General features: G+C 61.3%; 27 protein-coding genes and 3 pseudogenes. 19 read left to right on the top strand and 11 right to left on the bottom strand.

The window, feature by feature from the left end; all coding sequences use genetic code 11:
* Positions 1–726 precede the first annotated feature (726 nt).
* The 3 genes from F6X39_RS04395 to F6X39_RS04385 all read left to right on the top strand — a co-directional run bounded on the left by F6X39_RS04395 (position 727) and on the right by F6X39_RS04385 (position 2,693).
* On the top strand, positions 727–1,167 hold the full coding sequence (locus F6X39_RS04395; protein WP_090810764.1) for a hypothetical protein: 441 nt from the start codon (positions 727–729) through the stop codon (positions 1,165–1,167).
* A 22-nt stretch (positions 1,168–1,189) separates the two neighbouring features.
* Complete coding sequence (locus F6X39_RS04390) at positions 1,190–2,278, top strand: hypothetical protein (RefSeq protein WP_187615700.1); 1,089 nt, start codon at positions 1,190–1,192, stop codon at positions 2,276–2,278.
* Between the two features lie 109 nt (positions 2,279–2,387).
* Positions 2,388–2,693, top strand: a complete 306-nt coding sequence (locus F6X39_RS04385; RefSeq protein ID WP_090810768.1) for an acylphosphatase — start codon at positions 2,388–2,390, stop codon at positions 2,691–2,693.
* A gap of 24 nt (positions 2,694–2,717) precedes the next feature.
* Here F6X39_RS04385 and F6X39_RS04380 read toward each other — a convergent pair whose 3' ends face one another.
* Entirely contained in the window at positions 2,718–3,533 is an 816-nt protein-coding gene (locus tag F6X39_RS04380) for a class I SAM-dependent methyltransferase (protein ID WP_187615699.1), read from the bottom strand.
* Positions 3,534–3,835: 302 nt separating this feature from the next.
* On the opposite strand from F6X39_RS04380, the gene F6X39_RS04375 reads away from it, so the two are divergent.
* On the top strand, positions 3,836–4,108 hold the full coding sequence (locus F6X39_RS04375; protein ID WP_187615698.1) for a hypothetical protein: 273 nt from the start codon (positions 3,836–3,838) through the stop codon (positions 4,106–4,108).
* A gap of 9 nt (positions 4,109–4,117) precedes the next feature.
* Here the strand turns inward: F6X39_RS04375 and F6X39_RS04370 are convergent, their stop codons facing one another.
* On the bottom strand, positions 4,118–4,618 hold the full coding sequence (locus F6X39_RS04370) for a hypothetical protein (protein ID WP_262413306.1): 501 nt from the start codon (positions 4,616–4,618) through the stop codon (positions 4,118–4,120).
* Positions 4,619–4,637: 19 nt separating this feature from the next.
* Here F6X39_RS04370 and F6X39_RS36530 point away from each other — a divergent pair, with 19 nt between their 5' ends.
* Positions 4,638–4,877 (top strand): hypothetical protein, encoded by a 240-nt coding sequence (locus F6X39_RS36530; protein ID WP_262413305.1) that lies wholly within the window; start codon positions 4,638–4,640, stop codon positions 4,875–4,877.
* Between the two features lie 14 nt (positions 4,878–4,891).
* On the opposite strand, the gene F6X39_RS04365 is transcribed toward F6X39_RS36530, so the two are convergent.
* Together F6X39_RS04365 and F6X39_RS04360 are read right to left on the bottom strand one after the other, a co-directional pair.
* Entirely contained in the window at positions 4,892–5,338 is a 447-nt protein-coding gene (locus F6X39_RS04365) for a type II 3-dehydroquinate dehydratase (protein WP_090810774.1), read from the bottom strand.
* 4 nt (positions 5,339–5,342) lie between these two features.
* A complete protein-coding gene (locus F6X39_RS04360) occupies positions 5,343–6,686 on the bottom strand; it encodes an MFS transporter (RefSeq protein WP_410449874.1) in 1,344 nt (447 codons plus the stop codon).
* A gap of 127 nt (positions 6,687–6,813) precedes the next feature.
* On the opposite strand from F6X39_RS04360, the gene F6X39_RS04355 reads away from it, so the two are divergent.
* Complete coding sequence (locus F6X39_RS04355; RefSeq protein WP_184045042.1) at positions 6,814–7,599, top strand: IclR family transcriptional regulator; 786 nt, start codon at positions 6,814–6,816, stop codon at positions 7,597–7,599.
* A 137-nt stretch (positions 7,600–7,736) separates the two neighbouring features.
* Here F6X39_RS04355 and F6X39_RS37515 read toward each other — a convergent pair whose 3' ends face one another.
* Together F6X39_RS37515 and F6X39_RS04345 are read right to left on the bottom strand one after the other, a co-directional pair.
* Positions 7,737–8,165, bottom strand: a complete 429-nt coding sequence (locus F6X39_RS37515; protein WP_187615722.1) for a hypothetical protein — start codon at positions 8,163–8,165, stop codon at positions 7,737–7,739.
* 173 nt (positions 8,166–8,338) lie between these two features.
* A complete protein-coding gene (locus F6X39_RS04345; RefSeq protein WP_187615697.1) occupies positions 8,339–9,307 on the bottom strand; it encodes a PDR/VanB family oxidoreductase in 969 nt (322 codons plus the stop codon).
* A 238-nt stretch (positions 9,308–9,545) separates the two neighbouring features.
* On the opposite strand from F6X39_RS04345, the gene F6X39_RS04340 reads away from it, so the two are divergent.
* The 5 genes and pseudogenes from F6X39_RS04340 to F6X39_RS04320 all read left to right on the top strand — a co-directional run.
* Positions 9,546–10,892, top strand: a complete 1,347-nt coding sequence (locus F6X39_RS04340) for an MFS transporter (RefSeq protein ID WP_187615696.1) — start codon at positions 9,546–9,548, stop codon at positions 10,890–10,892.
* A 46-nt stretch (positions 10,893–10,938) separates the two neighbouring features.
* A complete protein-coding gene (locus F6X39_RS04335) occupies positions 10,939–11,931 on the top strand; it encodes an ABC transporter substrate-binding protein (RefSeq protein WP_187615695.1) in 993 nt (330 codons plus the stop codon).
* 109 nt (positions 11,932–12,040) lie between these two features.
* Positions 12,041–13,111, top strand: a complete 1,071-nt coding sequence (locus F6X39_RS04330; RefSeq protein WP_187615694.1) for a porin — start codon at positions 12,041–12,043, stop codon at positions 13,109–13,111.
* Between the two features lie 89 nt (positions 13,112–13,200).
* Positions 13,201–13,791 carry a MarR family winged helix-turn-helix transcriptional regulator gene (locus tag F6X39_RS04325; protein ID WP_187612328.1) on the top strand — a complete coding sequence of 197 codons (591 nt, stop codon included), beginning with the start codon at positions 13,201–13,203 and terminating at the stop codon, positions 13,789–13,791.
* Positions 13,792–13,879: 88 nt separating this feature from the next.
* Positions 13,880–14,248, top strand: a pseudogene (locus F6X39_RS04320) (nicotinate-nucleotide diphosphorylase); the annotation flags it as partial.
* Positions 14,249–14,382: 134 nt separating this feature from the next.
* Here F6X39_RS04320 and F6X39_RS04315 read toward each other — a convergent pair.
* Positions 14,383–15,558: a Gfo/Idh/MocA family protein gene (locus tag F6X39_RS04315; RefSeq protein WP_187615693.1), complete on the bottom strand. Its 1,176-nt coding sequence runs from the start codon at positions 15,556–15,558 to the stop codon at positions 14,383–14,385.
* Positions 15,559–15,574: 16 nt separating this feature from the next.
* Positions 15,575–16,906: a Rieske 2Fe-2S domain-containing protein gene (locus tag F6X39_RS04310; RefSeq protein ID WP_187615692.1), complete on the bottom strand. Its 1,332-nt coding sequence runs from the start codon at positions 16,904–16,906 to the stop codon at positions 15,575–15,577.
* Positions 16,907–17,080: 174 nt separating this feature from the next.
* On the opposite strand from F6X39_RS04310, the gene F6X39_RS04305 reads away from it, so the two are divergent.
* From F6X39_RS04305 to F6X39_RS04290, 4 genes are all read left to right on the top strand, one after another.
* Positions 17,081–17,365, top strand: coding sequence for a hypothetical protein (locus F6X39_RS04305; RefSeq protein WP_187615721.1), 285 nt, complete (start codon positions 17,081–17,083; stop codon positions 17,363–17,365).
* A 90-nt stretch (positions 17,366–17,455) separates the two neighbouring features.
* A complete protein-coding gene (locus F6X39_RS04300; RefSeq protein WP_187615691.1) occupies positions 17,456–17,932 on the top strand; it encodes a bacteriohemerythrin in 477 nt (158 codons plus the stop codon).
* A gap of 147 nt (positions 17,933–18,079) precedes the next feature.
* Entirely contained in the window at positions 18,080–19,903 is a 1,824-nt protein-coding gene (locus F6X39_RS04295; protein ID WP_262413298.1) for a thiamine pyrophosphate-dependent enzyme, read from the top strand.
* A 10-nt stretch (positions 19,904–19,913) separates the two neighbouring features.
* Positions 19,914–20,351 (top strand): aldehyde dehydrogenase family protein, encoded by a 438-nt coding sequence (locus F6X39_RS04290; RefSeq protein ID WP_262413296.1) that lies wholly within the window; start codon positions 19,914–19,916, stop codon positions 20,349–20,351.
* Between the two features lie 242 nt (positions 20,352–20,593).
* Here F6X39_RS04290 and F6X39_RS04285 read toward each other — a convergent pair whose 3' ends face one another.
* Positions 20,594–20,881 (bottom strand): high-potential iron-sulfur protein, encoded by a 288-nt coding sequence (locus tag F6X39_RS04285; protein ID WP_221311345.1) that lies wholly within the window; start codon positions 20,879–20,881, stop codon positions 20,594–20,596.
* 187 nt (positions 20,882–21,068) lie between these two features.
* Between F6X39_RS04285 and F6X39_RS04280 the strand changes: the two are divergent.
* The 4 genes and pseudogenes from F6X39_RS04280 to F6X39_RS04265 all read left to right on the top strand — a co-directional run.
* Positions 21,069–21,395, top strand: a pseudogene (locus tag F6X39_RS04280) (iron-containing alcohol dehydrogenase); the annotation flags it as partial.
* A 45-nt stretch (positions 21,396–21,440) separates the two neighbouring features.
* Positions 21,441–22,313, top strand: coding sequence for an intradiol ring-cleavage dioxygenase (locus F6X39_RS04275; protein ID WP_187615690.1), 873 nt, complete (start codon positions 21,441–21,443; stop codon positions 22,311–22,313).
* 5 nt (positions 22,314–22,318) lie between these two features.
* Complete coding sequence (locus F6X39_RS04270) at positions 22,319–22,630, top strand: YciI family protein (protein WP_187615689.1); 312 nt, start codon at positions 22,319–22,321, stop codon at positions 22,628–22,630.
* A 3-nt stretch (positions 22,631–22,633) separates the two neighbouring features.
* Positions 22,634–22,921, top strand: a complete 288-nt coding sequence (locus F6X39_RS04265) for a Rieske (2Fe-2S) protein (protein ID WP_187615688.1) — start codon at positions 22,634–22,636, stop codon at positions 22,919–22,921.
* 44 nt (positions 22,922–22,965) lie between these two features.
* Here the strand turns inward: F6X39_RS04265 and F6X39_RS36525 are convergent.
* Together F6X39_RS36525 and F6X39_RS04260 are read right to left on the bottom strand one after the other, a co-directional pair.
* Positions 22,966–23,106 (bottom strand): annotated as a pseudogene (locus F6X39_RS36525) (histidine/lysine/arginine/ornithine ABC transporter ATP-binding protein); the annotation flags it as partial.
* Positions 23,107–23,158: 52 nt separating this feature from the next.
* A complete protein-coding gene (locus F6X39_RS04260; protein ID WP_187615687.1) occupies positions 23,159–24,076 on the bottom strand; it encodes a LysR family transcriptional regulator in 918 nt (305 codons plus the stop codon).
* Positions 24,077–24,429 lie beyond the last annotated feature (353 nt).

Here is a 24,429-nt window from a genome sequence, read left to right as displayed (position 1 = left end):
GCGCCACCGCCGAGCTTGCGGGCGAGCTTAGTCAGCAGTTGCGGAAATGTCCTCGTAACCGGATTCGATTAGATTCGTCATCGTGGTCTGCAGTTCGACCAACGGCGTAGCGGTCACTGCGGTCGCTACCCCGTCGGATTTCGGAAGCAGTCCGGCGAATGCCGCCATTCCCGTCCCGCATGCTGTTAGGAGTATGGTGGCAGCAAGTACGGCTGCACTGCCGCGCAGCGCTTGCTTGGGAGCGAAGTCCGCAAAACATCGCATCATGGCTATCTCCGGTTGACGCAGTTGCTGGACGCAAAGACCGTGCCGACGAAGGGGCTGTCAGGCAAGCGTACCGCTAACCGGCTGCGTAGGCGTTGAATGCTCGCGTGACAGTGGCGACATGGACTCGGTGGTGGGACTCACCCTACACTTTGACCGGACAGCGACGGTCCGAAACCAACATTTCGCTGCGGAGAATTGCGCCCGCATGTTCCTGAACATTGCCCGGCAAGCGTTCAGGGATTGTCCTGTGCCGCTCGCTTGACCAACCGTAAGTGCGAGGCAGCGAGGAACTCGGCGATCGTTCACTTGTTGCGAAGTCCACGTGACACTTCTGCGGCCTGCGCACCGATATACTGTTTCCTCCTACCGAACAGCTGTACTAACATCGAGTAACGGTTCGAGCATTGACGACCGGGCGGGGCCGGGGAGGCGAGTGTGTTTTCCCCTTGGAGAGCCAGGATGAAAGAAAACTCATCTCGTGAAATCGTCGAACTGCTGACAAAAGTGGTCGGGCGCAGCGCCACGCATGTACCTAGGGGGCAGAGCCGCCGCAGTGCCTCAAAAGCGATTGACCGGCTTGAAGAGATCAAACGGAACGCCGCGTTTGCTCGCCAATACGAATCTGCACCGGAACCGCTACGCGAATTGGTAATGAGGCGGGCCGTAGAAGTCCACGACCTGGCAATTGCACGAGATTACGCGAGCGCCCTCAATGCCCTCAGTGCGGTTGTCGATTTCCTCTATCAACATCTTGTAGACGACTCCGGCTCAGCAACGCCGCCGAGCAAACTGGCAAGCATCGATTTGAATGCGGTTCACCGGGCTCTTCAATTCGGAGGTCTTCCGGGACAGTCGCAGCAGGACCCAGATGACGACAACCCACCGCCAGTGCGTCGCTGAACTTGCCAAGGGATAATCTCCGATGCTCTCGGGCCTATCGAAACTGCTGGACAAAGCATTTATCCTCGGCTTCTTTTTGCCGGCCCTGCTTGGCTTTACAGGCTTTCTCGCGGCAAACGCCGATATCCCGGCATTTTGCGATTTGCTACACAAGGCGACCTCGGACAGCGACAAGGTTGGAAGCCTGTTCTCTTTCCTCATCATCGTATGGGTCCTATCGCTGATCCTGTTGGTATTGAACAACTGGTTTTATCAGGTTCTCGAAGGATACAAATGGCCATTCAATCGCGAGGCATGGAAGCGCGATGAGCGAAATCGCCGCAATCGTCAGCTGGACCTCATAGAACGCCTCCGTACGGAACTCGCTACAGAGAACAGTACAATCGAGCGGCTTAAAGCCTCAAAGGAATCGTTGGAATACAGAAAGGCTGAATCGAATCGAGCCACCGTAAGGGCGAGGCTGTACCGCAACCAGGAGCGGAACGCCCGTGATTTCCCCCGGTATGAAAATCTCGTTCTTCCTACGGCCTTTGGGAACACGTTGCGTGCATTCGAGGGTTACTCGAGCGAAGTCTATAAGGTTGACAGCATATTCGTATGGCCGCGTCTTCTTGCAGTCATCCCAAAGGACTATCAGGCAATCATTGCGGATGCGAGAGCTCCAGTTGACTTTCTGGTCGGACTCGTTGTTCTGGGTACCTTTACGTCCATCTTTACCTTGGTGCGAGCGATTGACATCTGGCTTGCGGACGGACTGTCCGGTAATTACCTGTTGGCGGATCTTTTTCAGAACGCTGCGATTGCGGCCGCCATTGCGGCAATTGCGTATCGGCTTGCGATTCTTGAGGCAAGAAGCTGGGGCGACGTTGTCAAATCAGCGTTTGACCTTTATCTGCCGGCACTCGCTGAGAAGTTAGGTTTTGTTCTCCCGACGTCCCAGGCCGCACAGCGGGAGTTCTGGGCGGCATGGAGCACGCAGTTCCGCTTCCATGCACCGGCAAATACGGCGTGGTGGACACGTATCAAGCCGGTGACGCCAGCAGCAACGACGAAGGCGGATTGGGAGGCGACAGACTCGGCAGGCGAAACCGACGAGGTGCGCGGAGGTTGACTGTCGAACCCGCGATTCGTGTCGAGCAGAGCTTTTGCTTCCGGACTGACAGCGACAGCGACCAGAGGCAATTGCGCTGCGTCTTTTCCGGCCTGGAGTTAGGTGCATCATGACGCCACAGTTCGATACCGATTTACGGACCAGACTGGTCAGGGTATATGGTCACGTGCAGGGGGTAGGTTACCGGCAGGCTTGCATCAACGAGGCCACGGCTCGAGGCATCACGGGTTGGGTGCGCAACCGGATGGACGGTTCGGTCGAGGCCGTGTTGCAAGGACACGCCGAAGAACTCGAGCGAATCTGCGATTGGCTGGTCGACGGTGCGCATGCAGCTCTGGTGGACCGTCTGGAAGTCCAGGAACTATCGCCACCAGTAGCCAGGTTCGATGAATTCAAGCTCGCCGCGACGGTCTAGTTGAGTTGAGTCAACCCGCGCACCCTAAGGCTTGAGTGCGGAAGCCAGGACACAGCTCATCGGCAGCCGCAGGTCCCCGGTATCGCTACGATACGCCTCCGCGTCGTGTGCGACGGCCCGTTCAATCGACGCTAGCGCGGCAGGCGTCTGCGCGTGCAGCAACGCGGACATCCGCACGCCACCACGTAACAGGGCATGAAAAGGTGTATTGGGAGCACGAAGCACGAGCGTGAGGTCCAACTCCCGCACCTCCGGTTGGACGAACCCGGCATCGAGCAACAGGCGCCTCGATTCCTCCCAATCGCTGAATCGGAAGAAGGGTGGTCCCGGCGGGACGGGTACGTCGGTCGTCCCGTGCTCCTCGATCGCCTTCAACACCATGCCGAAGCCAACCGCCTTGTTCGGTGTCGCCCATACCGTGAAGGCGATTCTGCCGTTAGGTTGCAGTACACGAAACGCCTCCGCGAGTGCGCGCTCGGGGTGTGCAAAGTGCAACATTCCGAAGCTGATCCCCACTGCCGAGAAGCTTGTGTCGGGAAATGGCAAATCCTCCGCGTCGCCGACGCGGAACTCAAGTGCCGGAAAGACGCGTCTCGCCTTGTCGACCATCGCGACCGAGAAATCCACCCCGGCGACATCCGCGCCGCTGCGCGCGGCGGCGGCCGCGAGGTAGCCCGGGCCGCAGGCGACGTCGAGAAAACGGGCTCCCCGCCGAATGCGGAGGGTCTCGAGCATGGCCTGGTTCGACTGGGCGGTCAAATCACCAAAATACTCATGATAGGCCTGCGCGACCCGCTCCCAACCTTCGTGCTCGAAGGTACTGAAGTCGAGTTGTCCCATGCTTACCCCCACCGGTTTTACACGTTGGCAACCTTTAGCGCATGCCTATGTTCCTCGTAATCCGTATGTCTGGCTATCGGGGAAACAATCCAGGCCGGCGACAGAGAAAGCGAACGAATGTGTGGTGCGACGCACAACCAACGTCGTCTGAAGCCGCCAGACTTTCGCGCGCGTCGGCGCTGGCTGACGCACCCCCACGAACCAATACGCCTGCTTTCTCTCTGGCGCTTCGCATTTCAGCGCCAGGTCGCGAAACGCATCACTTGCGTTAGACTGGCTCGAGCAACCGGGAGGAGACCTGGATGATACGCAAGACGCTTAATGCCTCGCAGCTTCAGCAGGAGGTCAACCGGCGAATCCATCGACTGCAGGAAATCGTCGAGGATGGCGTGAAGATTCGCGTGCCGCGGCCGCAATTGCAGGAGTCTGACAAGACAGGCTGCAACTGGAATATGACCCACTTCGGTAACGCGATCGGCTTCGAGCGCGACATCGAGGGCGTACTCAAGGCCATGCGTGCGGAATACAACCTCAGTACCGAAGTGAAGGACACCAACAACCCGTTCGGGGACTAGCCGCGGAAGTTACAACCAGCGCGGGTCGCGCGTGAACGCCACCGTCAGCCAGCGGTCCGGGCCCGATTCGCCGATTGCGCGCGAGATCCTGTCGCGGATCTGATCGAGCTGGCGGACGCCGGCGTGCTCCATCGCCTCAGGCAACACGATATGCACCTCGACGAACAGGCCGCGGCCGGCGCGCGTCGCGTAGTGCGAGTGCTTGACGAAGCCGTAGTCGGCGGTCAGTTGTTGCATCAGGTCGCGCAGCCCGCGCTCCAGATCCGGCGGCGTGGTCAGCAACACTTCCTTGACCGCGCCGATCACGGTTCCGATCGGCATCGGGATCAGGACGAGCGTCAGCAGTGCGAGCACGCCGGGGTCGATGTACGGTGTCAGGTGGCCGTGCCCGATTCGTTCGAGCAGCCATGCAATCGAAAACGCCAGCAACAGCGCCGCGCTGACGCACGCCGACATCAGCCAGTTCTTGATGTCGAGCCCTATCAGTTCGGAGTCGATCGCGCGATTCACGCGCCGCTCGCGCAAGAACATGACGAAGGCGAACGTGGCAACCCACCACTGCGTAGAAGATATCCCAGCCGAACTCGAGCTCGTGGCCGCCATCGAGCAGGCCTTTGACCGCGTTGAGGAAAGCGTAAAAGCACAGCACCGACAGCAGACTGCCGTTGAACACGAGCACGAGCGGCTCGATGTGCTAGAAGCCGTGCTGGAAGCGTCGACTGCTCTCCTGCCGAAGCGGGCTCCATCGAGGAGCCCGCGTGCTTCATGAATAGAGGAGCCCGCTCAGGTCTGGTTGCCCCACAGATCGTCAATCGCGCGGATTGCTAGCAAGTATCCGTTTGCGCCAGCCCCGCAAATTACCGCGGTAGCCGCCACCGAAATCGTCGAGTGACGATATTCCTCCGAGCGTCGGTGGATGTTGGTGATATGCAATTCCACTACTGGTCGGCGGATGAGCTTGACTGCGTCGAGCACCGGAATCCGACCGAATGAAAAGCCGGCTGGATTGATGATCAGCGCGGCGTCCTGCAAGAACGCTTCCTGGATCCAGTCGATCAACTCGCTTTCGCTGTTCGTTTGTCGGAATACGCAGTCGAACTCGAGGGCGTCGGCCAGCGCGAGGCAGTTCTGTTCGATGTCCTTCAGCGTCGTGCTGCCATAAAGATGAGGCTCCCGCGCGCCCAGCATGTTCAGGTTGGAGCCATTGAGGATGTAGAGTTTGCGAGTCATGGTGTCAGTGTGTAGAAGAGCGTTCCAGGGCCGTGTCTCTGGTTTCCCGGGATATTGCGATCATCAGGAAGGAGATCAGGTTCAGCGAGCCGCAGACCGCTACGATGGCCCAAGGGGAACCGTTAAAGGCATTGAGCAGCGCCACGGCGACGATTGGCATCGGGCCGCCGGTGAGCAGGTTGGCTCCCGAGTACGACAGTGCGGACCCCGTGTAGCGCGCATCGGTCGGAAATGACTCGGCGAACCACACCGGCTGGATGCCGCTCTGGAACTGTGTGAAGCCGAGGAAGGCGCCCATCACGGCCATCGTCATGGCGATCGAGTTGTGGTTGAGAATCGGAAAGTAGATCAGGCAGCAGATCAGCGTGCAGAACGAGCCGATCATCAGCGCACGTTTGCGTCCGATCCGATCGCTCAGATAACCGCCCGCCAGCGCTCCCGCGATGGCACAGACATTCGCAACCATCAGCAGCATGAAACCGGTCTGCTTTGGTACGCCGAGGTGTTTCGTCAGATAGCTGAGCGAGAAAACCACGATCAGATAAAACAGTGCGGCCGGGCCACAGAAGAACAGCGTCAGGCGAAGCGCGGTGCGCCAGTGATATTTGAAAACGGTGCCTAGCGGATTGGCAGCGCGTGTGGGAGCGGCAGTCCTCTTGAGCGCCTCGAAGGCGGGTGTCTCGCTAACCTTCCTGCGGATGTAGATGCCCAGCAGCACCAGCACAAAGCTTGCGAGGAACGGGACTCGCCATCCCCAGGAGTCGAAGTCGTCCGATGAAAGCAACGCGGCCAGTGTAAAGAGCGAGAAGTTGGCGAGAATCTGGCTGAGTGGCGAGCAGATGCCAAGCAGGCCCGAATACCAACCGCGTCGGTTAGCAGACGCATGCTCGACCGCCATCAGTTGCGCGCCCGTCGACTCGCCGCCAAGCGCGAATCCCTGGATGATGCGCAGTGTCACCAGCAACGTCGGCGCGAGGATGCCAACCTGGTGGTAAGTGGGCAACAGCCCCATCAGGAACGATGAAGCTCCCATTACCGACACGGTGATAAGCATCAGTTTGCGGCGTCCCCAACGGTCCCCGAGCATCCCGCAGATCACCGCGCCTAGCGGGCGTGCGGCCAGCCCTGCCCAGAAACTAGCCAACGACGCGAGCAACGAGGCGGTCGGGTCCAGCGATGGGAAAAACAGCTTTGGAAAGATCGTGGCCGCGACCACACCATACAGCGCGAAGTCGAACCATTCGAGCGCCGTTCCGACGGTTGCGCCTGCCACCGCCCGACGCGCCATCAAGTGAGCCTGCGCGGACCGTTGTTCCGCGGCAAGGCCTGAATCAGCAAAAAATGACATGTTGTCTCCTGAATTCTTCATATGTCGAACCGTTCGTTTCTGGCGACGAACAAGTGCTATTGTTTGCGCTCAGAAAGCGAGGCGTTCCGCACCGGAACTGCATTGCACATAATGAAAATCACGCGAAATGTCGCTCAAAAACGGCCTGAGAATTCTTGATTTCCTGGCGACGCAAGCCGAAGGCGCGGGTCTTCTGGCGATTGCCGACGCTTTATCCCTGCCCCGCAGCACGTGCCACCGCGTGCTCGCCGAGCTCATCGAAGGCGGCTATGTCAGGCAACTGGTCGATCACAGCCGCTACATTCTGACAATGCGTATGACGTCGAACGGGCTGGAATTCCTGAGCCTGACGGGCATCGCGGATATCGCCCAGCCGATCATCGAACGCGTCGCTGCGCAGACAGGTGAACTGGCGCGGCTGTCGTTGGTGGACGGCGAAGCAATCATCTGGGTGGGGAAGGCGGACGGACAGCGCATCGGCTTTCGCTACGATCCTGACATGGGCCAGGCAGCACGACTTTCATGCACGTCGACCGGACACGCATGGCTGATGACAATGACTGACGAACAGGCGGCGGCACTGGTTTTGAAGCAGGGTTTTGGACAGCCCAATGAGTTTGGACCCAATGCGCCGACGACGCTCAAGGCGCTGCTGGGCTTCCTGCACGCTGCGCGCGTGCGTGGCTACGCGATGATCGACGAGGTGTTTGCCCCGCGCATGTCAGCGGTGGCGGTGCCCGTGGTGAGCGGCTCGCGTTGCGTCGGCGTCATCAGTTTGGCCGGTCCGCGGGTGCGGCTGACGACCGGGAAGATTCACGAGTACTCGATGCTGCTGCGCGAGGCGGCGAATGAACTGGCCCAGCTAAGCAATATGGCGGGATTCCCGAGTCGGCCGCCGCTCGGCAAGGGATGACGAGACACAAGTGTAAAGCCATCCGACCGGCGAACTTCGTCCGCTTCGCGCCGAACTGCGGTCTCCGATACGTAGGCGCAGATGACCGAACGTCTTCCTGTCGGATGCGCAACTAACGGTCGGGCACCATGCTGCCATCACACTCGGGCTTCGCCCCAAAACCCGCTGACAAAGGCGGCCACGACGACTTGCGGTCGCTGCCTTATGTGTGGTTGGCACCGGGATAGCACGCTTCCATCGAAGCGACTTCGCTTTCGTACAGCAAACACGTCGCTCATCTGCCGTGCCCGCTTTACTTCGTCACTGTGCAGATAGATCGACGTCGTCGATACAGACGCGTGCCGCAGATAGCCGAAGTCGAGCAGGAAGCGCAGCCGTTGCGCGGCCGGGGCTGACCAGCCAAACGACCACTCGAGTCCATCGGCGATCGTGCGCACGCACGCCCCGCGGCCCCGCGTCGGGCCAACGAGTTTTTCGACCTCAGAACGCAGTGATCTGTTGCCCGCCATGATTTTCCCTTCGATAGACGATGAATCGATGCGATGGAGATCGGTGCGTGTGTCCAATCGGCGCCGGAGGAATGTCGTCTCAGGAAATGCTGGTTTCAGCCGTCAGGACTTCCGGAATCGGAACCAGCATGCAGAACGGCATTTAAGGATTTTTGCCCCTCGGCGGGGGCTTTTCTAATTGGGTGCGCTGGAGGCCTTCATGCGACGCGTTCGTACCCAGCCCGCGATGCTCAAAGATCGAGAACCAGCTCCGCGGATTTCGCACGCGACACGCAAACCATGATCTGCGTTTCTTTCTCGTCGTCGCGCAGCACGAGGTCCCGGTGATCCGCCTCCCCTGAGCACAACGCTGTCTTGCACGAGCCGCAGGTGCCGCTTTCGCACGAACTCGGCACGCGCACGTTGGCGTCGCGCAGCACCTCGAGGATCGAGCGATTGGCGGGAATGTCGAACGAGGTGCCGCTGCGCGAAAGCCGCACGGTGAACGGCGTGCTTTCGCGCGCATCCGCATTGCTTGCACCGAAGCTCTCGAAGTGCACCGTGCCCGACGGCCAGTGGCCGGTCATGTCCCGCACCGTGTCCATCAGCGCTTGCGGGCCGCAGCAGTACACGTGTTGCGCCGACTTCGACCTCTCGAGCACAGGCCAGAAGTCGAATGCTTTCGACGCGTCGCCGTGATCGTGATGAATCTTCACGTCCGAACGCCATTCGTCGCTGGTCAGTTCATCGAAGAACGCCGTGCCTGCCTGATCGCGGGCGAGGTAATACAGCTTGAACGAGCGCAGGCCTTCTGCCCGCAACTGCCGTGCCATCGACAACATCGGCGTGATACCGATGCCGCCCGCGACGAGAACGAATGACTTTGCGCGCTCATCAAGGGGAAACTCGTTGCGGGGCAAAGAGACGTCCACGGTGTCGCCCTCGGCCGTATCGTCGATGAAGCTCATCGAACCGCCGCGTCCGTTGCCGTCACGCTTGACCGCGATGACGTAGCGATTGCGCTCCTGCGAGTCATTGCACAGCGAATAACTGCGTCGCGAACCGTTGGGCACCACGACGGTCAAGTTCGCGCCCGCCTCGAACGGCGGCAACGGCGCGCCTCCCGGGTCGGTCAGTTCAAAGCGCCAGATATCACGGGCGATCTTCTCCTTGCCAGCAATCTTCAGACGACGAAAACCGTCTTCCAATGGGGGCGTCATGTCTGTCTCCTTCTGACCAGTCCAGTCTTGCGTTGCATCAACATGGATTGCATATTATGACTAGATCTCTAATTATGCAAGTCAAGGCGCACGATTTTTCGCGATCTTGCTCTCGGTATAAACCCGTTCTTGCCAGCGACATAAAGCCGCCGTAAGCTGAATATTAGAGCTCTAATTAAACGGTGAGAGGGACGCTGTTCCGGCCGGTATCCAGAGTGAAATTCGGAGAGATTCAGTCATGGCACATTCAACGTTGCACTCAGGGGACCTATCCCTGTCTGCCATAGCCGACTCGGCGGCGGAGGAGGCGACATACCGCAAGATCACGTTAAGGCTAATGAGCTTTCTTTTCCTGTGCTGGGTCCTCAACTATCTCGATCGCGTCAACGTCAGCTTCGCGCAGCTGCAGCTGAAGCACGATCTCGGGCTGAGCGACGCGGCGTACGGGCTCGGCGTGAGTCTGTTCTTTATCGGCTACATCCTGCTCGAAGTGCCGAGCACGCTGTTGCTGCGGCGCATTGGCGCCCGCAAGACCGTCACGCGGATCATGCTGCTGTGGGGTGCCATCTCGACTGCCATGGCGTTCATGACCGCTCCATGGCAGTTCTATCTCGCCCGGACGCTCCTCGGCGCGGCCGAAGCGGGCTTTTGGCCCGGCATCATCCTCTATCTTTCGTACTGGTACCCGTCGAAGCGCCGCGCTCGTATCACGTCGCGGTTCCTGCTGGCGATCGCGGTTGCGGGGATTGTCGGCGGCCCGCTTTCCGGGTTCATCCTGCAAAACTTCATGGACGTCTGGGGCTTTCGCAACTGGCAGTGGCTGTTCTTCCTTGAAGGCGTGCCCGCCGTGATTGCCGGTGTCGTTGCCTACTTCTACCTGATCGACCGGCCGCAAGATGCGAGGTGGCTGACCGAGGATCAAAAACGAATTGTCATCGGCGCACTCGACGAGGAAGGTCGCAGCAAGCCGCATAACTCGCCGAGCACGCTCCTCGCGGCGCTGCGCGACCCGCGCGTGTACGTGGTTGCCGCGGGCTGGGCCACGGTGCCCATTTGCGGAACCATCCTCAACTACTGGACGCCCACGATCATCAAACAGGCGGGCGTTTCCGACCTGTTGCAGATCGGCTTCCTGTCGGCGCTGCCTTATATCGTCGGCGCGGTTGCCATGCTGCTGATCGCACGCAGCTCCGACCTGCGGCTCGAGCGCCGCTGGCACTTCGTGCTGTCGACGACAGCGGGCGCCACGGGCGCGGTGCTCCTGACGGTGCTGACGCACAACTCGGTTGCCGCCATCGCGTGCCTGAGTCTCGTTTCGGTGAGCTATTTCGCGGCCGCAGCCATTATCTGGACCATTCCGCCGAACTACCTGAAGGGCGCGGCGGCCGCCGGCGGCATTGGCGTGATCAGCAGTCTCGGTCAGGTGGGCGCTTTCTTCGCACCAATCGTCCTCGGCTGGGTGAAGAGCGTGACCGGCAGCTTTTCGGCCGGCATCCTGCTGGTGGCGGCGCTCGTTTTCATCGGCGGCATCGCCGTCTTCTTCGGCGTGCCGCGCGAGCGGCAGGCACAGCAATCCGGCGCGTGACGATGCACGCGACGGCAAGCATTTTGACAGTCAGACAGGAGCAGGAATGAGCAAGCTTCAACTTTCCATCGCGGTGGGCAACTACGACCGGATGCGGCCGCTGATCGACGGCGACGTCCAGATCGACGGTGTCGATCCGGTGTTCATGCTGCAGGACCCGGAGGAAATCTTCTTTCGTGCGTTCCGGCACGCCGATTACGACATTTGCGAGCTTTCGCTCAGCAGCTATTCGGTGAAGACGGCCGCGGGCACGTCGCCCTACATCGCGGTGCCGGTCTTTCCGTCGCGCGCGTTCCGACACAGCTCGATCTACGTGCGTTCCGACCGTGGGATCGACCGGCCCGAGGACCTGAAAGGCAAACGCATCGGCGTGCCGGAATACCAGCTCACGGCCAACGTATGGGTGCGGCTCTTTCTCGAAGAGGAATATGGCGTGAAGGCGTCGCATATCCGCTGGGTGCGGGGCGGCTACGAGGATCCGACGCGCGTGGAGAAGATTGCGCTCAAGCTGCCTGAAGGTGTCGTGCTGGAAAGCGCACCCGAAGGGCAGACGATCTCGAACCTGCTGGCCGAAGGCGAGATCGACGGCGTGATCGGACCGCGCGCGCCGTCGTGCTTCGACCGTGGGCATCCGAAGGTCAAGTACCTTTTCGATGATCCGCAGAAAAGCGCCGCCGAATGGTACGAGCACAGGCAGCTCTTCCCGATCATGCACACGCTGGGCATTCGCAAGACGCTCGCGGATCAGCACCCGTGGCTGCCCGGCGCGATCGCGAAGGCGTTCGAGCAATCGAAGGAAGTGGCGCTGGCCCGTTTGAGCGACACCTCGGCGACCAAGGTGACGCTGCCGTTCGTCGAGGACCAGTTGCGCAATGCACGGCGTCTGATGGGGCACGACTTCTGGTCGTACGGATTCGCGAACAACGAGCATGTGATAGACCGCTTCCTCGCGCAGCACCACGCCGAGGGATTGTCGAGCCGTCGCCTGCAGCCTGCCGAACTGTTCCACCCGGCCAGCCTGGAGCGATTCAAGATCTGACCTCTCGCGGCGGTTGTTCGAGCCGTCGCGCATCCGGCAGGCGCTGGGTGCACGACGGATGCGCGGACGGCGACAACACATCCAATATACTCAGTAATCCAGAAGACAGATGAACATGAAGAGACACACATTCCCGCTCGCCTGCGGCGGGTTGCTGACGCTCGCCTGCACGTCGGCCCATGCGCAGAGTTCGGTCACGCTCTACGGCATCGTTGATGCGGGCGTCGAATACGTCAATCGGGTACCCCAGGGCAGTCAGACGGGCTCGGTCATCCGGGAACAGTCGGGCAATCTCGCCGGATCGCGCTGGGGGCTCAAGGGATCAGAAGACCTTGGCGGCGGCTACAAGGCCGTGTTTACGCTGGAGGGCGGGTTCAACGTGAACACCGGCGCGCTAGGTCAGAACGGACGGCTGTTCGGCCGCAAGGCATTCGTTGGCGTCTCAACGCCGTACGGCACGCTCACGCTCGGACGTCACCAGAACCTGCTCTACGAGCTGATGTACAAGTACGACGCGCTGACGTTTAACCCCAGCTATTCCGCGCAAAGCATGGACAGCCAGTTCGTGAACCGCGCGGACAATTCGGTGCGCTATGGCGTGCACCTCGGCGGCGTCACGTTCGCGGCACTGTACAGCACCGGGTTCGACGCGACGATTCCGAACGGTGGGAGCGTGCCCGGCGCAACGAAGGTGGGCCGCGAAATGAGCGCGGCGCTCCTGTACGATCGGGGGCCGTTCAGCATCGGTTTGACGTACGACCAGTTGCAGGGCACCTCGATCGCGACACAGAGCAATGCGCAGCAGCGCGCGCTGCTCGGCGTGTCGTACGACTTCGGGCCGGTCACGACGCTGGCCGGCCTGCGCTGGCTGAACACGCGCAATACGGATGTGCCGCCGAGCTCGCTGCTCTATTGGGGCGGCGTGACCTGGAGGGTGAATGCGCCGCTTTCCATTTCCGCCAGCGTCTATCACACGCAGTTTCGCAATCCGCACGGCGGCCCGACGATGGGGGTATTGCTCGTCGACTACTCGCTGTCCAGGCGCACCGACGTGTATGCGGAAGGGGCGTATGTCTCCAATCGTTCATTCTCCAACGTCGGTATTCGTGGCACAGGCGTGGACATTGCGCCAGGCATGGACCAGGCGGGCGTGACCGTGGGCATTCGCCACACCTTCTGAGCGGCCCAGGCGATTCGCTCCAGCGCCTCTCGTGCCGGCTAAAGCGCTATGATTGTCACCGGTCTGGTCACAATAACAGCGAGGAAGGTATGGCAGCAGCACGTACTTCGGGCAAGGGCGGGGGCGCGAGCGAGGACCCCATCCTGCGGCACTGGCGCGAGGCGGTTCCGGATGACCGTCTTGCTCACCTGGTGAAGGATGCAGGCCGCGCGATGATTCGCGGTCTGCAAATGCGCCTGGCGCAGCATGAAGTTTCGTTCGGGCACTGGGCTTATCTGCGTGTGCTATGGGTCACCGACGGGCTTACGCAGAAGGAGCTCAGCGACGAGACCGGCACCACCACGCCCACCACATTCAGTGCGGTGTCGGCAATGGAAAAGCTCGGGTATGTCGAGCGCCGCTATGAACCCGGCAATCGCAAGAACACGCACGTCTACCTCACGCCGCGCGGCCGGAGCCTGAAAAACAAGCTCGTCCCGCTCGCGGAAGAAGTCAACGAAATTAGCGTCAGGGGCCTGAAAACCACCGAGATCAACGTCGCGCGGAAGGTTCTGCTGACGATCATCGAGAACATGGCACGCGACGAATCCGAGTCGGACAACCCGGCGCTGCGCATTCCGTCGACGCGGGAAGTGGGCAATCTGATCGCGGCACGCGGCGAAGAAATCGATCAGGATTGAGCCGCAGCTCAGCGTTTCAGGTCCTTCCCGAGTAGCATATTCAATATAGCTAATAATATCGACGGGCGTGCCAAGTCCACGACAGGCACGACGGCAGACCACCGACGGCATTCTGATCAAGGAAAACCACATCGTGGCGGGCGGCGGCATTGCGTCGACGCTTCGCGCCACTCAAGCATTGGGTGCGGGTGTGCCCGTGCGGGTCGAGGCGGAGACGCTCGATGAGTTAAAGGAAGCGTTGGCTGGGGGCGCCGCGGCGATTCTGCTCGACAATTTCTCGATCGAGACGATGCGCGAGGCTGTGCGTGTCATCGGAGGGCGCGCCGAGCTGGAAGTCTCGGGCGGTGTGACCGAGCAGACGCTGCGAACCATTGCCGAGACCGGCGTGGACCGTATTTCGTTAGGTAAGCTGACGAAGAACGTCAGGGCGATTGATTTTTCGCGGCGCTTCGCGGCGTTCGCCGGGCAACGAGATCGGGGCGTATGTGTGCGCCCCGTAGAAGGAAGCGCTGACAAAAAATCCCTCGTTTTAACTGTACATAGCTCAGTTCAAACGAGGGCAATGAGGGCTTTTGCGCTTACCGCGAACTATCAAAGCGTTACATCTGCGCCGGTTTCGCTCGACTTCAGAATCGCGATACAGATTTCCAGCGTGCCCTTTGCCCATTCGCCATCGTGAAGGGGCGAGTGTCCGTCGACGACCGCGCCATACAACTCGTCGATGACTTCGGCGCGTGGCACGACGGGCGTAGGCAGTGGCAGCGTTTGGCGCTGCTCGTCGCCGTAGACGACGATTGAATCGGGCAGCGGGCGCAGGTCCGCGCGTTCGCACGAGACGATGATCGGACCGAAGTGCTGATGAAAGCGCGGCGGCTCGTCCGCGGCGGCCGTCGGCGGCTTGTATGCCGATCCGCCGTAGGTGCCGGCCGCCTTGAGTCTGGCTTCGTCGCCCGAGGACGCGAGCGTCTCCAGACGGCGGCGGGCGCTCCCGTACATGTCGGGGCTTGTGCGATCGCCCATTTCGCCGATCCAGCCGTTCCACTCTTCGGTATTGAAGTGGCCATAGCCGTTGTACGAGAGCGAGGCATAAGCACCGTTCTCGAACCAGATCAGCGCCGAATAAGCACCTTCGGTTGGGCGTGACGAATCCCACCGTCCCACACTCGCGCGCAGCCGCGTCGCGCGCGAGCCGGCGAGCATTCGCACGATGTCGACCTGGTGAGCCGCCTGGCTGAAGACGGCGCCGCCACCTTCAGCCGTGGCCAGCTCCTCGGGCCGGCGCGGGCGGTACAGGTAGTCGGTGTAGTTCATGGCCTGGATCATTTTCACCGCGCCGAAATCGCCGCGACTGATCAATTCGCGCGTACACAGGTACGGCGTGTCGAAACTGTGGCAATGCCCGACGATCAGATGCACGTTCGCTGCGCGGCATGCAGCGATCATGCGATCGCAGTCCGTAGCGGCGAGCGCCATCGGCTTTTCGACCAGCACGTGTTTGCCTTTTGCCGCGGCAATTTCAGTGTGCTGCGCGTGGAACTGGTGCGGACTCGCAACGTAGATGATCTCGACGTTGGGATCATCCGCCAACTTCGCCACGTCCGCATAGGTGGGCGCAGCGAAGTCGGCGGCGAACTGCCGCCGCGCTTCGTCACGCGGATCGCACGCAGCGACGAGCTGGACTCTGGGGTCGCGCAGGAAGGTCGGCAACATCAGCGAGAATGCCCGTCCCAGTCCTGCGACCCCGATACGCAAACGGCGCTGCTCCATGGCCGTGTGTCTCCCGTTATTGCTTGACCTGATAGTCCGTTGCAAGCGCGGACGGTTGGTCGGCCGGTTCCGGATTCTTTTTGCTGACGTAGCGCGCAGCATACGTGCGCCAGTCGATTTCCTTCGGCACGACAGCCTGGTACGAACACACTTCCCGGGAAATCGCCTTTGCACCGGTGCCAATTGCTTCGCCATCCTTCTCGAATTCGGCGATCGCATCGATCATGCGGCGACGGAATTCGACGATGGCGAGATCGCTCGCGCCGAGGCGCTCGTCCGAGCGGTTCGCAATCGGGCCCATCGTGACCCACATGGCGATGTCCTGGTTCGGGAAGCCCGAAATGCCAGTGAAATTGCCAGCCTTCATCGCCTGGCGGTCCTGCCAGAAGCGGTTGTCGTGATTGCGCAGCGGACGATAGTACTGGTCGAGATCAACACCGACCTGCTGACGCAGGAACTTGCGCCACGTTTCGTTTTCCGGCGTCGTCTCCGGATCGCCCCAGGCGATGAAGTAGAACGCCGTGTTCGTGTCGTCCATCGGCACATTGATGTTCGCAACGTTGTAAAGATTGTTCGGCGGAATCAGCACCGTTCCCGGCGCCACGAACACCGTGGAGCGCACGTAGTCGTGCGTGTTGGCGTTGAAGATCGGGCGGCGCAGCGCGGCGTAACGGAAGCCGTAGTCGGTGCGCTCGACCTGCAGGCGCGGGGCCTTGTCGGTGGAGGGGCGCAACCAGTTCTTCCCGGTCGCTTCGGCGCCGCCGACGCGTGCCGGCACGAAGTCGGACGAATGCAGGCTGGAGCTGTGCGCGGAGTCGATCGCGCCTTCGAGGATTTGCGCCCAATTGCACGGCAGCAGCGCCTTGGCGATGCTCACGCGGGTGTCGGCAGTCGGCGCCCAGGCCGGCGGCACGAATTCGGGGATGGCGTCTTGCGGGCCCATATACGCCCACACCATGCCGCCCCATTCCTGCACCGGGTAGGCCTTGTGCTTGACCTTGTCGGTCATGCAGCTCGCTGCCGGCTCGGACACCATTTCAAGCACGTTGCCCGAGACGTCGAACTTCCAGCCGTGATACAGGCAGCGCAGGCCGGAGTCTTCATTGCGGCCGTAGACGAGCGATGCGCGACGGTGCGGGCAGTACTCGTCCAGCACACCAACGCTGCCTTCCGAGTCCCGGAATACGACGAGGTCCTCGCCAAATACGCGCGCTTTGACCGGCGCACCATCCGGCTCGCTGACTTCTTCGATGAGGCAAACCGGCGTCCAGTGCCGTCGCATCAGTTGGCCCATCGGGGCATCGCCTTCAACGCGGCACAGCAATTCATTTTCTTGGTGGGTCAGCATGTAATGTCTCCCGGCGACAGGTCGCCTTCATCAACAGGTGTTACTCAACTATATTAGATATCTAGTGAAATTGGCAAGAACCTTTGGGGGCATCCGGGAAAGTACGTATGGTCGGAAGTGCCGCAGGACTAGGAATATTCGATCTCTAATATAATGGGACGGGATTCATCGCCGATGGATCTAATTTGTGAGGCGCTGGCTGTGCTTCGGTCGGATGGCTACGTTGTCGTCATCGATCCCGGGAAGCATGCTGGGGTGAATTCGTCGAAACCGGAAACGGAGGGCAATTTTTTCGGTGACTACACCGGCGCGAAAGGGGAGCGCAACGGCAAGCGGCGACCGGGTGCTGCAGATCGCGGTATCGACGAGCCTGAAGATTTGAAGGGCAAGCGCATCGGCGTGCCCGAATGCCGGCCGAATTGTTCCACCCGGCTAGCCTCGAAAGACTTAAGGATTTAAGCTGCGCTGACGGTGGAATGCTGGGAAATTCGCGGCGTTCTATATGTCGCGGCTATGATTTAGATCTTGATAAAGCCGGATTGATCGAACATGACAGACTCTGTATTGAAAGATGTCGAAGCCCCTGTGCGGGAAAGTGACAACAGCCTTGTGTGGTCGGACGCACGGCTACTCGGCTTCACGCCGATGGATGACGTGCATAAGGAATTCTATGAAGTTGCGCTACGGCTCGTGACCTGCACCGATGCGAGCGCCCTTGCCGCAATCGACGAATTCGAAAAACACGCCGTCAGCCATTTCGAGCAGGAAGACGAATGGATGCGCACGACAAACTTTCCCCCGCGCGACTGCCACATCGAAGAGCACGAAGCCGTGCTGAATTCAGTCCGAGACGTTAAAGTCGCGGTCGAAGCAGGGCAGGCCGGTTGCGCGCTGGTGCAAGACATCGGCATGCATCTGTACAACTGGTTTCCGGGACACGCCGACTACCTGGATTCGGCGCTTGCTGCATGGATGACGAAACAGACGATGGGTGGAAAGCCCGTTGTCTTAAGACGGACGATTTGAAGAAAAAGCTGCAGGGATTTCTCTCTGCAGCCCTTCAGCTCTCCAAGCGTTTATGCTTCGCGCGTTCGGAATTCTTGCTGACCTGTGGCTTCCGTCAACGCATCGTCGCTACCTTCCTCCAGCGAAATATTCCGGGTTTCGCGTCCCTTGACCCACCAGATCGCGGCGGCAACCGGACCGGGCAGCGCAAGCGCCAGCAGTACTCGACCGAAAGCAACGGACACGCCCAAACCCGAGGCGCGCGCAACCGCGTCGGCAGGATTTCAGCCGAAACCACACGGCAATACCGCGATTGCCGAAATTCTGCGTACCTACGAGGCACACGGTCTCGTGAAATGCTGGCAGTTCCGCAACGAAGTGGAAATGGCGCACGCGGCCACCGCGCTTTCGTGGGTCTACGGCGAAGTTCCCGCGGTACTTACGTCGATCGGACCTGGCGCGTTGCAGGCGCTCGCCGGGTCGCTGGCCGCGGCGTCGAACGGGGTCGGCGTCTACCATCTCTATGGCGACGAGACGACGCACGGCGAAGGCTACAACATGCAGCAGATTCCTCGGCCGGGGCAGGGATTGTTTGGCTCGCTGACAGAACGGATGGGGGCGTCCTATACGTTGCATACGCCCGCTGCATTGCGCGATGCGTTGCGCAATGGCAGTGCGGCCGTGTTCCATCCGTGGCGGCCGGCGCCGTTCTATCTGAATTTGCCGCTGAACACGCAACTGGCGCGAGTGTCCCTGAGACTCGATGCGCTTGCGGCCCGACCAGTGTGGCCGCGTTTGCCGATACCGGACGAGGCGGCGCTGGCCGCGGCTGCGAAGTTGATCGCGGGCGCGGACCGAGTGGCCATCAAGGTCGGCGCCGGCGCGCGTCATGCGGCGGTCGCCATGCGGCGGCTGGCCGAGGCCAGCGGTGCGGTCGCGGTCCTGAGCCCCGGAACGGTGGGTGTTCTGCCCGACGCGCATCCCCATAACCTGCACGTGGCGGGCTCGAAAGGGTCGATCAGCGGCAACTGGGCCATGCAGGAGGCCGATCTGCTGATCGTGATCGGCAGCCGCGCCGTGTGTCAGTCGGACTGTTCGGGCATCGGCTGGCCCGAGGTTCGTCATGTGGTCAATATCAACGCCGATCCGACCGACGTCCAGCACTACAACGAAAGCACCGCGTTACTCGGAGATGCAGCGGCGATCTGCGAACGGCTGGCGGTGGCGCTTGCTGGGCCGTTGACGCCGGCAAAGTCGGCCTGGCTCGGGGAGGCCGCGCGCAAGAAAGCCGAGTGGATGGCATTGCGCGACGCTCGCGCCGGCGGCCCGCGGTGTTTCGATGCGGTCTGGCGTCGCCAGGTGCTGACGCAACCCCAGGCCATCGCCATCGCCGAGCGTTTTTGCCGCGAGGTCGGCGCGCTGAAGTTTTTCGATGCCGGTGACGTGCAGGCTAACGGCTTCCAGGTGATCCGCGACGATTCGCCCGGCGAAACGTATACCGAGTCCGGCGCGTCGTATATGGGTTTCGCTGTATCCGCGCTGCTCTCTCAGGCGATCGCGGGGAAGGGGTGCTATGGCGTCGCGTTCACCGGTGACGGCTCGTTCATGATGAATCCGCAGATCCTGATCGACGGTATCGAGCATGGCGTGCACGGCACCATCCTGCTGCTCGACAACCGCCGCATGGCGGCGATCAGCAGTCTGCAGGAAGCGCAGTTCGATACCGACTACCGGACCAACGATTCGGTCGCCGTCGATTATGTGGCGATGGCGGGATCGGTGGAGGGCGTCATGGCATTGTCGGCGGGCGATACGGAACGGGGGCTGCGCGAGGCGCTGGCGAAGGCGCACGCCCACCCTGGCCTGAGTCTGATTCACGTGCCGGTCTATTACGGTGCGGATCCCGCAGGCGGGATGGGTGCGTATGGGCAGTGGAACGTCGGCCCGTGGTCCGACGGTGTTCAGGAAACTTATACGAAGACGCTTATCTGAAGGGGCGAGCATGTACGAATCTTGTGGCCTGCTGATTGATGGCGCGTGGCGCGGTGCGTCCGACGGTGCATGTATCGTGGTCAAAAGTCCGGCGACCGGCGAGCCGGTTGGCAGCGTGCCCGCCGCGACCGAAGCGGACGAAGCGGCTGCGCTTGCGGCGGCCGAGCGCGGTTTCGCACTGTGGTCGAAGACGCCGGCGTGGGAGCGGGCCGCGGTGCTGCGCCGTGCTGCGGATCTTCTGAGAGCCCGGAATGAAACGTATGCCTTCCTGATGAGCGGCGAGACCGGCAAGCCGCTGCTCGAGCCGCGAGGCGAGGTCAATGCGAGCGCGCCGAAACAACGTTTCGGATGTGATTCCCGACTATGGCGGATTGCCTGGGGCCCAAGTGTTTCGAGGCGTGTAACGCCCATTGGTATCGCGGCTCAATCTCGCAAGTGGCCGGACTAGACCGTCGATCCTGTTGGATATGACCAGGCGAGATGGTGCTGAACGGAGGCTAGCTTGTTATTCCTTGTCATAACGGCGCACTGGATCGCGGCTATCGGCGCGAGCTACGATGAAGCGAACGGTGACGTGACGACAGCTAGAAGAGCAGTTAAGGGGCGCGACGTGCATCCGACGGCGCTCCACACCCGTAGGTTGACGCTGTACACACAGCGGTATGCCCAATGACAACGACGGCGTGTAAATTACGCCTTTTTCACGTAGGCGTTACACCACCCTTTTGCGTCGACCAGCTTGCCCCCGTAGGTCGGACACGGCCCATTCGTGGAACCGGGTTTGCCTTGATACAGTTGGCAATTGGCGCAGGTCTGCCCTGTCTGGTACCGAGGGAATTTCGTCTTGTCGACCTTCGATGCGTCCATCTTGTATCCGAGGGCCAGTGCGGTCGGATCGTTTTCGGACAGCACAGGCGCGTCCGCGTTTGACTTTGTCGAGAGAACCGTCGTTGAGGCGACGGATGCGGCAAGTATCATGAAATGACGGCGAGAGAGCGACACGATCGAAACTCCTTTCGAGACACAATCAGACGACGGCAAAGTGACGGTGAACCGGTCAATCGCAAACCGCCTCGTCATAACATGAGCAATCAGCATACCTGCACGATCCAGCGTGACGGATTGACAGATTCAGCGATCAGCAGCGAAACAGCATTCACTTCCCCATCACAAGCTGTGTCATACGTTGGGCGGTACGTTTAACCTGCCGCATACGGCACACTACAACCACAGCGCCGCGCCCGATGCGCTTGCGCGCGTCGCACGCGCGCTCGGCGGCAAGCGCGCGGCCGACGCGGGTCCGCTGCTGTTCGAACTGAACCGCGCGCTCGGCATTCCGATGGCGCTCGCGCAGATCGGCATGGCCGAGCAGGGACTCGACGAAACGGCCGATCTCGCGTGCAAGAATCCGTATGCGAACCCGCGTCCCGTGGAGCGCGACGCGATCCGCGCGCTGCTGCAACGTGCGTGGCAGGGCGCCCAACCCGCCTGAGCATTGGCCAACGCAGCGCCGCCAGAACAATCGATGGAGGAAGACATGTCGACAGACAGCAAAGAGGCCGAGCAGGCCCTGACCGAGCAGGTGGTAGCAAGCTTCGCGGGCACGCCCGACGAACGGCTGCGCACGCTGATGCAAAGCCTCGTGCGGCACATGCATGCGTTCGTGCGTGAAGTCGAGCCGACCGAGGCCGAATGGATGTCGGCCATTCGCTTTCTGACCGACACCGGCAAGATGTGCGATGACCTTGTGCGTCAGGAATTCATCCTGTTGTCGGATACGCTCGGCGTATCGATGCTCGTCGACGCGATCAATCACCGTCTCGCGACGGGCGCGACCGACACCACCGTATTCGGTCCGTTCTATATTCGCGGCATGCCCGAGCGCGCGTACGGCGAGAACATCGCGTTCACGCCGGGCACGCCCGCACTCGTGCATGGGCGCGTGCTGTCGACGGACGGTGAGCCGCTTGCCAACGCGGTGCTCGACGTCTGGCAGACCGCCGATAACGGCATGTACTCGGGGCAGGACACCGAGCAGCCGCACGGCAATCTGCGTGGACGTTTTCGCACCGACGCCGAAGGCCGCTACGCGATTTCGACGATCGTGCCAGTCAGTTATCCGATTCCGACCGACGGCCCGGTCGGCCGCATGCTCGAAGCGACTGGACGGCATCCGTGGCGACCCGCGCATCTGCACTTCATGATAGATGCGCCTGGGCATCGGACACTGGTCACGCATGTGTTCGATCGCGAGGATCCGTATCTGGGTTCGGACGCGGTGTTCGGCGTGAAACCTTCGCTGATGGTCGACTATCGCGAGTGCTCCGCGGATCACGAACTCGCGCGCCGCTTCGGTTTCGATGGACCGTTGCGCGAAGCGCGCTACGACTTCATCCTCGATCGGAGTTGATGACGATGGCACGCTTTTTCGCGGTATTCGCGACCGACAAGCCCGGCATGCGCGAAGTGCGCGAACGGGTGCGTCCGGTGCATCGGACGTGGTTGCGCGGCAATACGCATCGTGGCGTGTTCGTGCGCCTCGGCGGTCCGACGCTCGCGCCGCAATGCGATGCGATGAATGGGGCGTTGCTGGTCGTCGAAGCGGAGCGTATCGACGATGTGATGGAGTTCGTCAACAACGATCCGTATATGCAGGCGGGGCTGTTCGATTGCGTCGAGATCCGTCCGTGGGACTGGAGCCTCGGCAATCCGGAACGGAGAGTCTGAGCGATGAACGAAACACCGCTGTGCCCGCTTGCCGACGTGCCCGTCGTGATCGTGCGGCGTGGCGAGCAGGTGTGGGCTTACGCGAACCGTTGCCCGCATTTTTCGGTGCCGCTCGATTTCGAGCCCGGCGATGTGCTGTGCTATCGCGCGCAGGTGTTGATGTGCGCGCATCACAGCGCGCTGTTCCGCTTCGAAGATGGACGCTGTATCGAGGGACCGTGCGCGGGGGCGAACCTCGATGCGGTGAAGATCGCGGTCGACGGGAACGCGTGGGTCGTGTTGAACCCTTAGTCGACGCTCGCCGGCGACGGACGACTCGCTGTGTCCCATCGCAACTACTTCAACCCCCCCGCCAAAAACTGATGCAACCGCTCACTATGCGGATTCGTCAGCACCTCATGCGGATTGCCTTGCTCCTCGATCTTGCCCTGCTGCAGGAACACGACATGATTCGACACGTTGCGGCCGGCAAGCCCACCTTGGTCAGATGGCTGTCTGGACGTCCGGCCGCGAACCGGGTACTCCGCGCTATTGATGCGCAGGCGGCAGATACGTCATCTGCTCTTCGTCGTACAGCGCGTAGATCAGTTCGAGCATACGCTGGATGTCGGCCGATTCATCGAGCATGCGCATGCTCATGATGATCGGCGACACGAGGTTCTGATCGTCGAGGTCCTTGTAGGCGACGTCGCCGCGCTGCAAGCCGTACACGCTCGCCGGCACGATCGAGATGCCTTCGCCCGCGCCGACGAGGCCGAGCGCGATCTGCAATTCGCGCGTCTCGTAGAGCCGCTGCGGCTTCAGACCGCGATCGTGAAACGCGGCGAGCACCTGGTCCGCGTAACTGGGCCGTGGCGCCTTCGGGAAAATGATCAGCGTTTCGCCGGTCAGGTCGTGCAGCGATAGCACCGGCTTCGCTGCGATCAGCGGATGGCCGAGCGGCAGCGCGACGATCATCCGTTCTTCGCGCAGCACGACGCGCCGGATGCTCGGGTCTTCGTGACGGATGCGGCCGAAGCCGACGTCGATGCGGCCTTCCTTGAGCGCCTTGATCTGATCCATCGTCGACATCTCGTGCAGGCTCAGCTCGACGGTGCCGTTCTCGGTACGAAAGCGCCGGATGATTTTCGGCAGCATGCCGTACAGCGTCGAGCCGACGAAGCCCACCGACAAACTGCGCTCGATCTTGCCGACGCGCCGCGTCATCGCCTCGATTTCCGTCGTTTGCGCGAGCAGTTGCACGGCGTGCGAATAGAAGAAGCGGCCAGCCTCGGTCAGCTTCAGCGGCCGCGAGTTGCGCTCGAACAGCTGCACGCCAAGAATGTCTTCGAGCTGCTGGATCTGCCGGCTCAGCGGCGGCTGCGCAATATGCAGACGTTTGGCGGCCTTGGTGACATTGCATTCCTCGGCGACGGCCACGAAGTAGCGCAGATGGCGCAGTTCCATAGAAATACCTTTTAAGTATCGTCGCGATACCAAATCAGTGTTGGACGATGCAAATGGCGTAGAACTATCCTTCAGTTACCGTAGACGCCCCACAAAATTATACCTCCCGAGCATCGATAACTCGGCCCGGTCTGAAGCGTCGGTCGGCCCATGGAGACGGCGCAGGCAAATCCTCGCGCATGGGATCCAAGACCTAGAAAGAGTTCAGGAGCAGCAATGAGACATGCTGATATCGCAACCCCGATGCAAGGGTTGTCCACCGATTCCCTCAGGCACCAGGTCCCGCCTCCCGTGCCGAAGGTCGAGCGCTTGCGCGCCACGGCCTGACGCCATACGGAGGCGCACCGCCTCCG

The sequence above is a fragment of the Paraburkholderia sp. UCT2 genome, assembly GCF_014397665.1.
Classification (GTDB): domain Bacteria; phylum Pseudomonadota; class Gammaproteobacteria; order Burkholderiales; family Burkholderiaceae; genus Paraburkholderia; species Paraburkholderia tuberum.
The sequence above is the reverse complement of the archived record's forward strand: the minus strand, read 5'-3'. Positions and strand labels throughout refer to the sequence as shown.

What these genes read in the sequence shown, in the direction of transcription:
- F6X39_RS04395 (WP_090810764.1), top strand. Translation starts at nt 727, where the DNA reads ATGAAAGAAAACTCATCTCGTGAAATCGTCGAACTGCTGACAAAAGTG.
- F6X39_RS04390 (WP_187615700.1), top strand. Translation starts at nt 1,190, where the DNA reads ATGCTCTCGGGCCTATCGAAACTGCTGGACAAAGCATTTATCCTCGGC.
- F6X39_RS04385 (WP_090810768.1), top strand. Translation starts at nt 2,388, where the DNA reads ATGACGCCACAGTTCGATACCGATTTACGGACCAGACTGGTCAGGGTA.
- F6X39_RS04380 (WP_187615699.1), bottom strand. Translation starts at nt 3,533, where the DNA reads ATGGGACAACTCGACTTCAGTACCTTCGAGCACGAAGGTTGGGAGCGG.
- F6X39_RS04375 (WP_187615698.1), top strand. Translation starts at nt 3,836, where the DNA reads ATGATACGCAAGACGCTTAATGCCTCGCAGCTTCAGCAGGAGGTCAAC.
- F6X39_RS36530 (WP_262413305.1), top strand. Translation starts at nt 4,638, where the DNA reads ATGACGAAGGCGAACGTGGCAACCCACCACTGCGTAGAAGATATCCCA.
- F6X39_RS04365 (WP_090810774.1), bottom strand. Translation starts at nt 5,338, where the DNA reads ATGACTCGCAAACTCTACATCCTCAATGGCTCCAACCTGAACATGCTG.
- F6X39_RS04360 (WP_410449874.1), bottom strand. Translation starts at nt 6,686, where the DNA reads ATGTCATTTTTTGCTGATTCAGGCCTTGCCGCGGAACAACGGTCCGCG.
- F6X39_RS04355 (WP_184045042.1), top strand. Translation starts at nt 6,814, where the DNA reads ATGTCGCTCAAAAACGGCCTGAGAATTCTTGATTTCCTGGCGACGCAA.
- F6X39_RS04345 (WP_187615697.1), bottom strand. Translation starts at nt 9,307, where the DNA reads ATGACGCCCCCATTGGAAGACGGTTTTCGTCGTCTGAAGATTGCTGGC.
- F6X39_RS04340 (WP_187615696.1), top strand. Translation starts at nt 9,546, where the DNA reads ATGGCACATTCAACGTTGCACTCAGGGGACCTATCCCTGTCTGCCATA.
- F6X39_RS04335 (WP_187615695.1), top strand. Translation starts at nt 10,939, where the DNA reads ATGAGCAAGCTTCAACTTTCCATCGCGGTGGGCAACTACGACCGGATG.
- F6X39_RS04330 (WP_187615694.1), top strand. Translation starts at nt 12,041, where the DNA reads ATGAACATGAAGAGACACACATTCCCGCTCGCCTGCGGCGGGTTGCTG.
- F6X39_RS04325 (WP_187612328.1), top strand. Translation starts at nt 13,201, where the DNA reads ATGGCAGCAGCACGTACTTCGGGCAAGGGCGGGGGCGCGAGCGAGGAC.
- F6X39_RS04315 (WP_187615693.1), bottom strand. Translation starts at nt 15,558, where the DNA reads ATGGAGCAGCGCCGTTTGCGTATCGGGGTCGCAGGACTGGGACGGGCA.
- F6X39_RS04310 (WP_187615692.1), bottom strand. Translation starts at nt 16,906, where the DNA reads ATGCTGACCCACCAAGAAAATGAATTGCTGTGCCGCGTTGAAGGCGAT.
- F6X39_RS04305 (WP_187615721.1), top strand. Translation starts at nt 17,081, where the DNA reads ATGGATCTAATTTGTGAGGCGCTGGCTGTGCTTCGGTCGGATGGCTAC.
- F6X39_RS04300 (WP_187615691.1), top strand. Translation starts at nt 17,456, where the DNA reads ATGACAGACTCTGTATTGAAAGATGTCGAAGCCCCTGTGCGGGAAAGT.
- F6X39_RS04290 (WP_262413296.1), top strand. Translation starts at nt 19,914, where the DNA reads ATGTACGAATCTTGTGGCCTGCTGATTGATGGCGCGTGGCGCGGTGCG.
- F6X39_RS04285 (WP_221311345.1), bottom strand. Translation starts at nt 20,881, where the DNA reads ATGATACTTGCCGCATCCGTCGCCTCAACGACGGTTCTCTCGACAAAG.
- F6X39_RS04275 (WP_187615690.1), top strand. Translation starts at nt 21,441, where the DNA reads ATGTCGACAGACAGCAAAGAGGCCGAGCAGGCCCTGACCGAGCAGGTG.
- F6X39_RS04270 (WP_187615689.1), top strand. Translation starts at nt 22,319, where the DNA reads ATGGCACGCTTTTTCGCGGTATTCGCGACCGACAAGCCCGGCATGCGC.
- F6X39_RS04265 (WP_187615688.1), top strand. Translation starts at nt 22,634, where the DNA reads ATGAACGAAACACCGCTGTGCCCGCTTGCCGACGTGCCCGTCGTGATC.
- F6X39_RS04260 (WP_187615687.1), bottom strand. Translation starts at nt 24,076, where the DNA reads ATGGAACTGCGCCATCTGCGCTACTTCGTGGCCGTCGCCGAGGAATGC.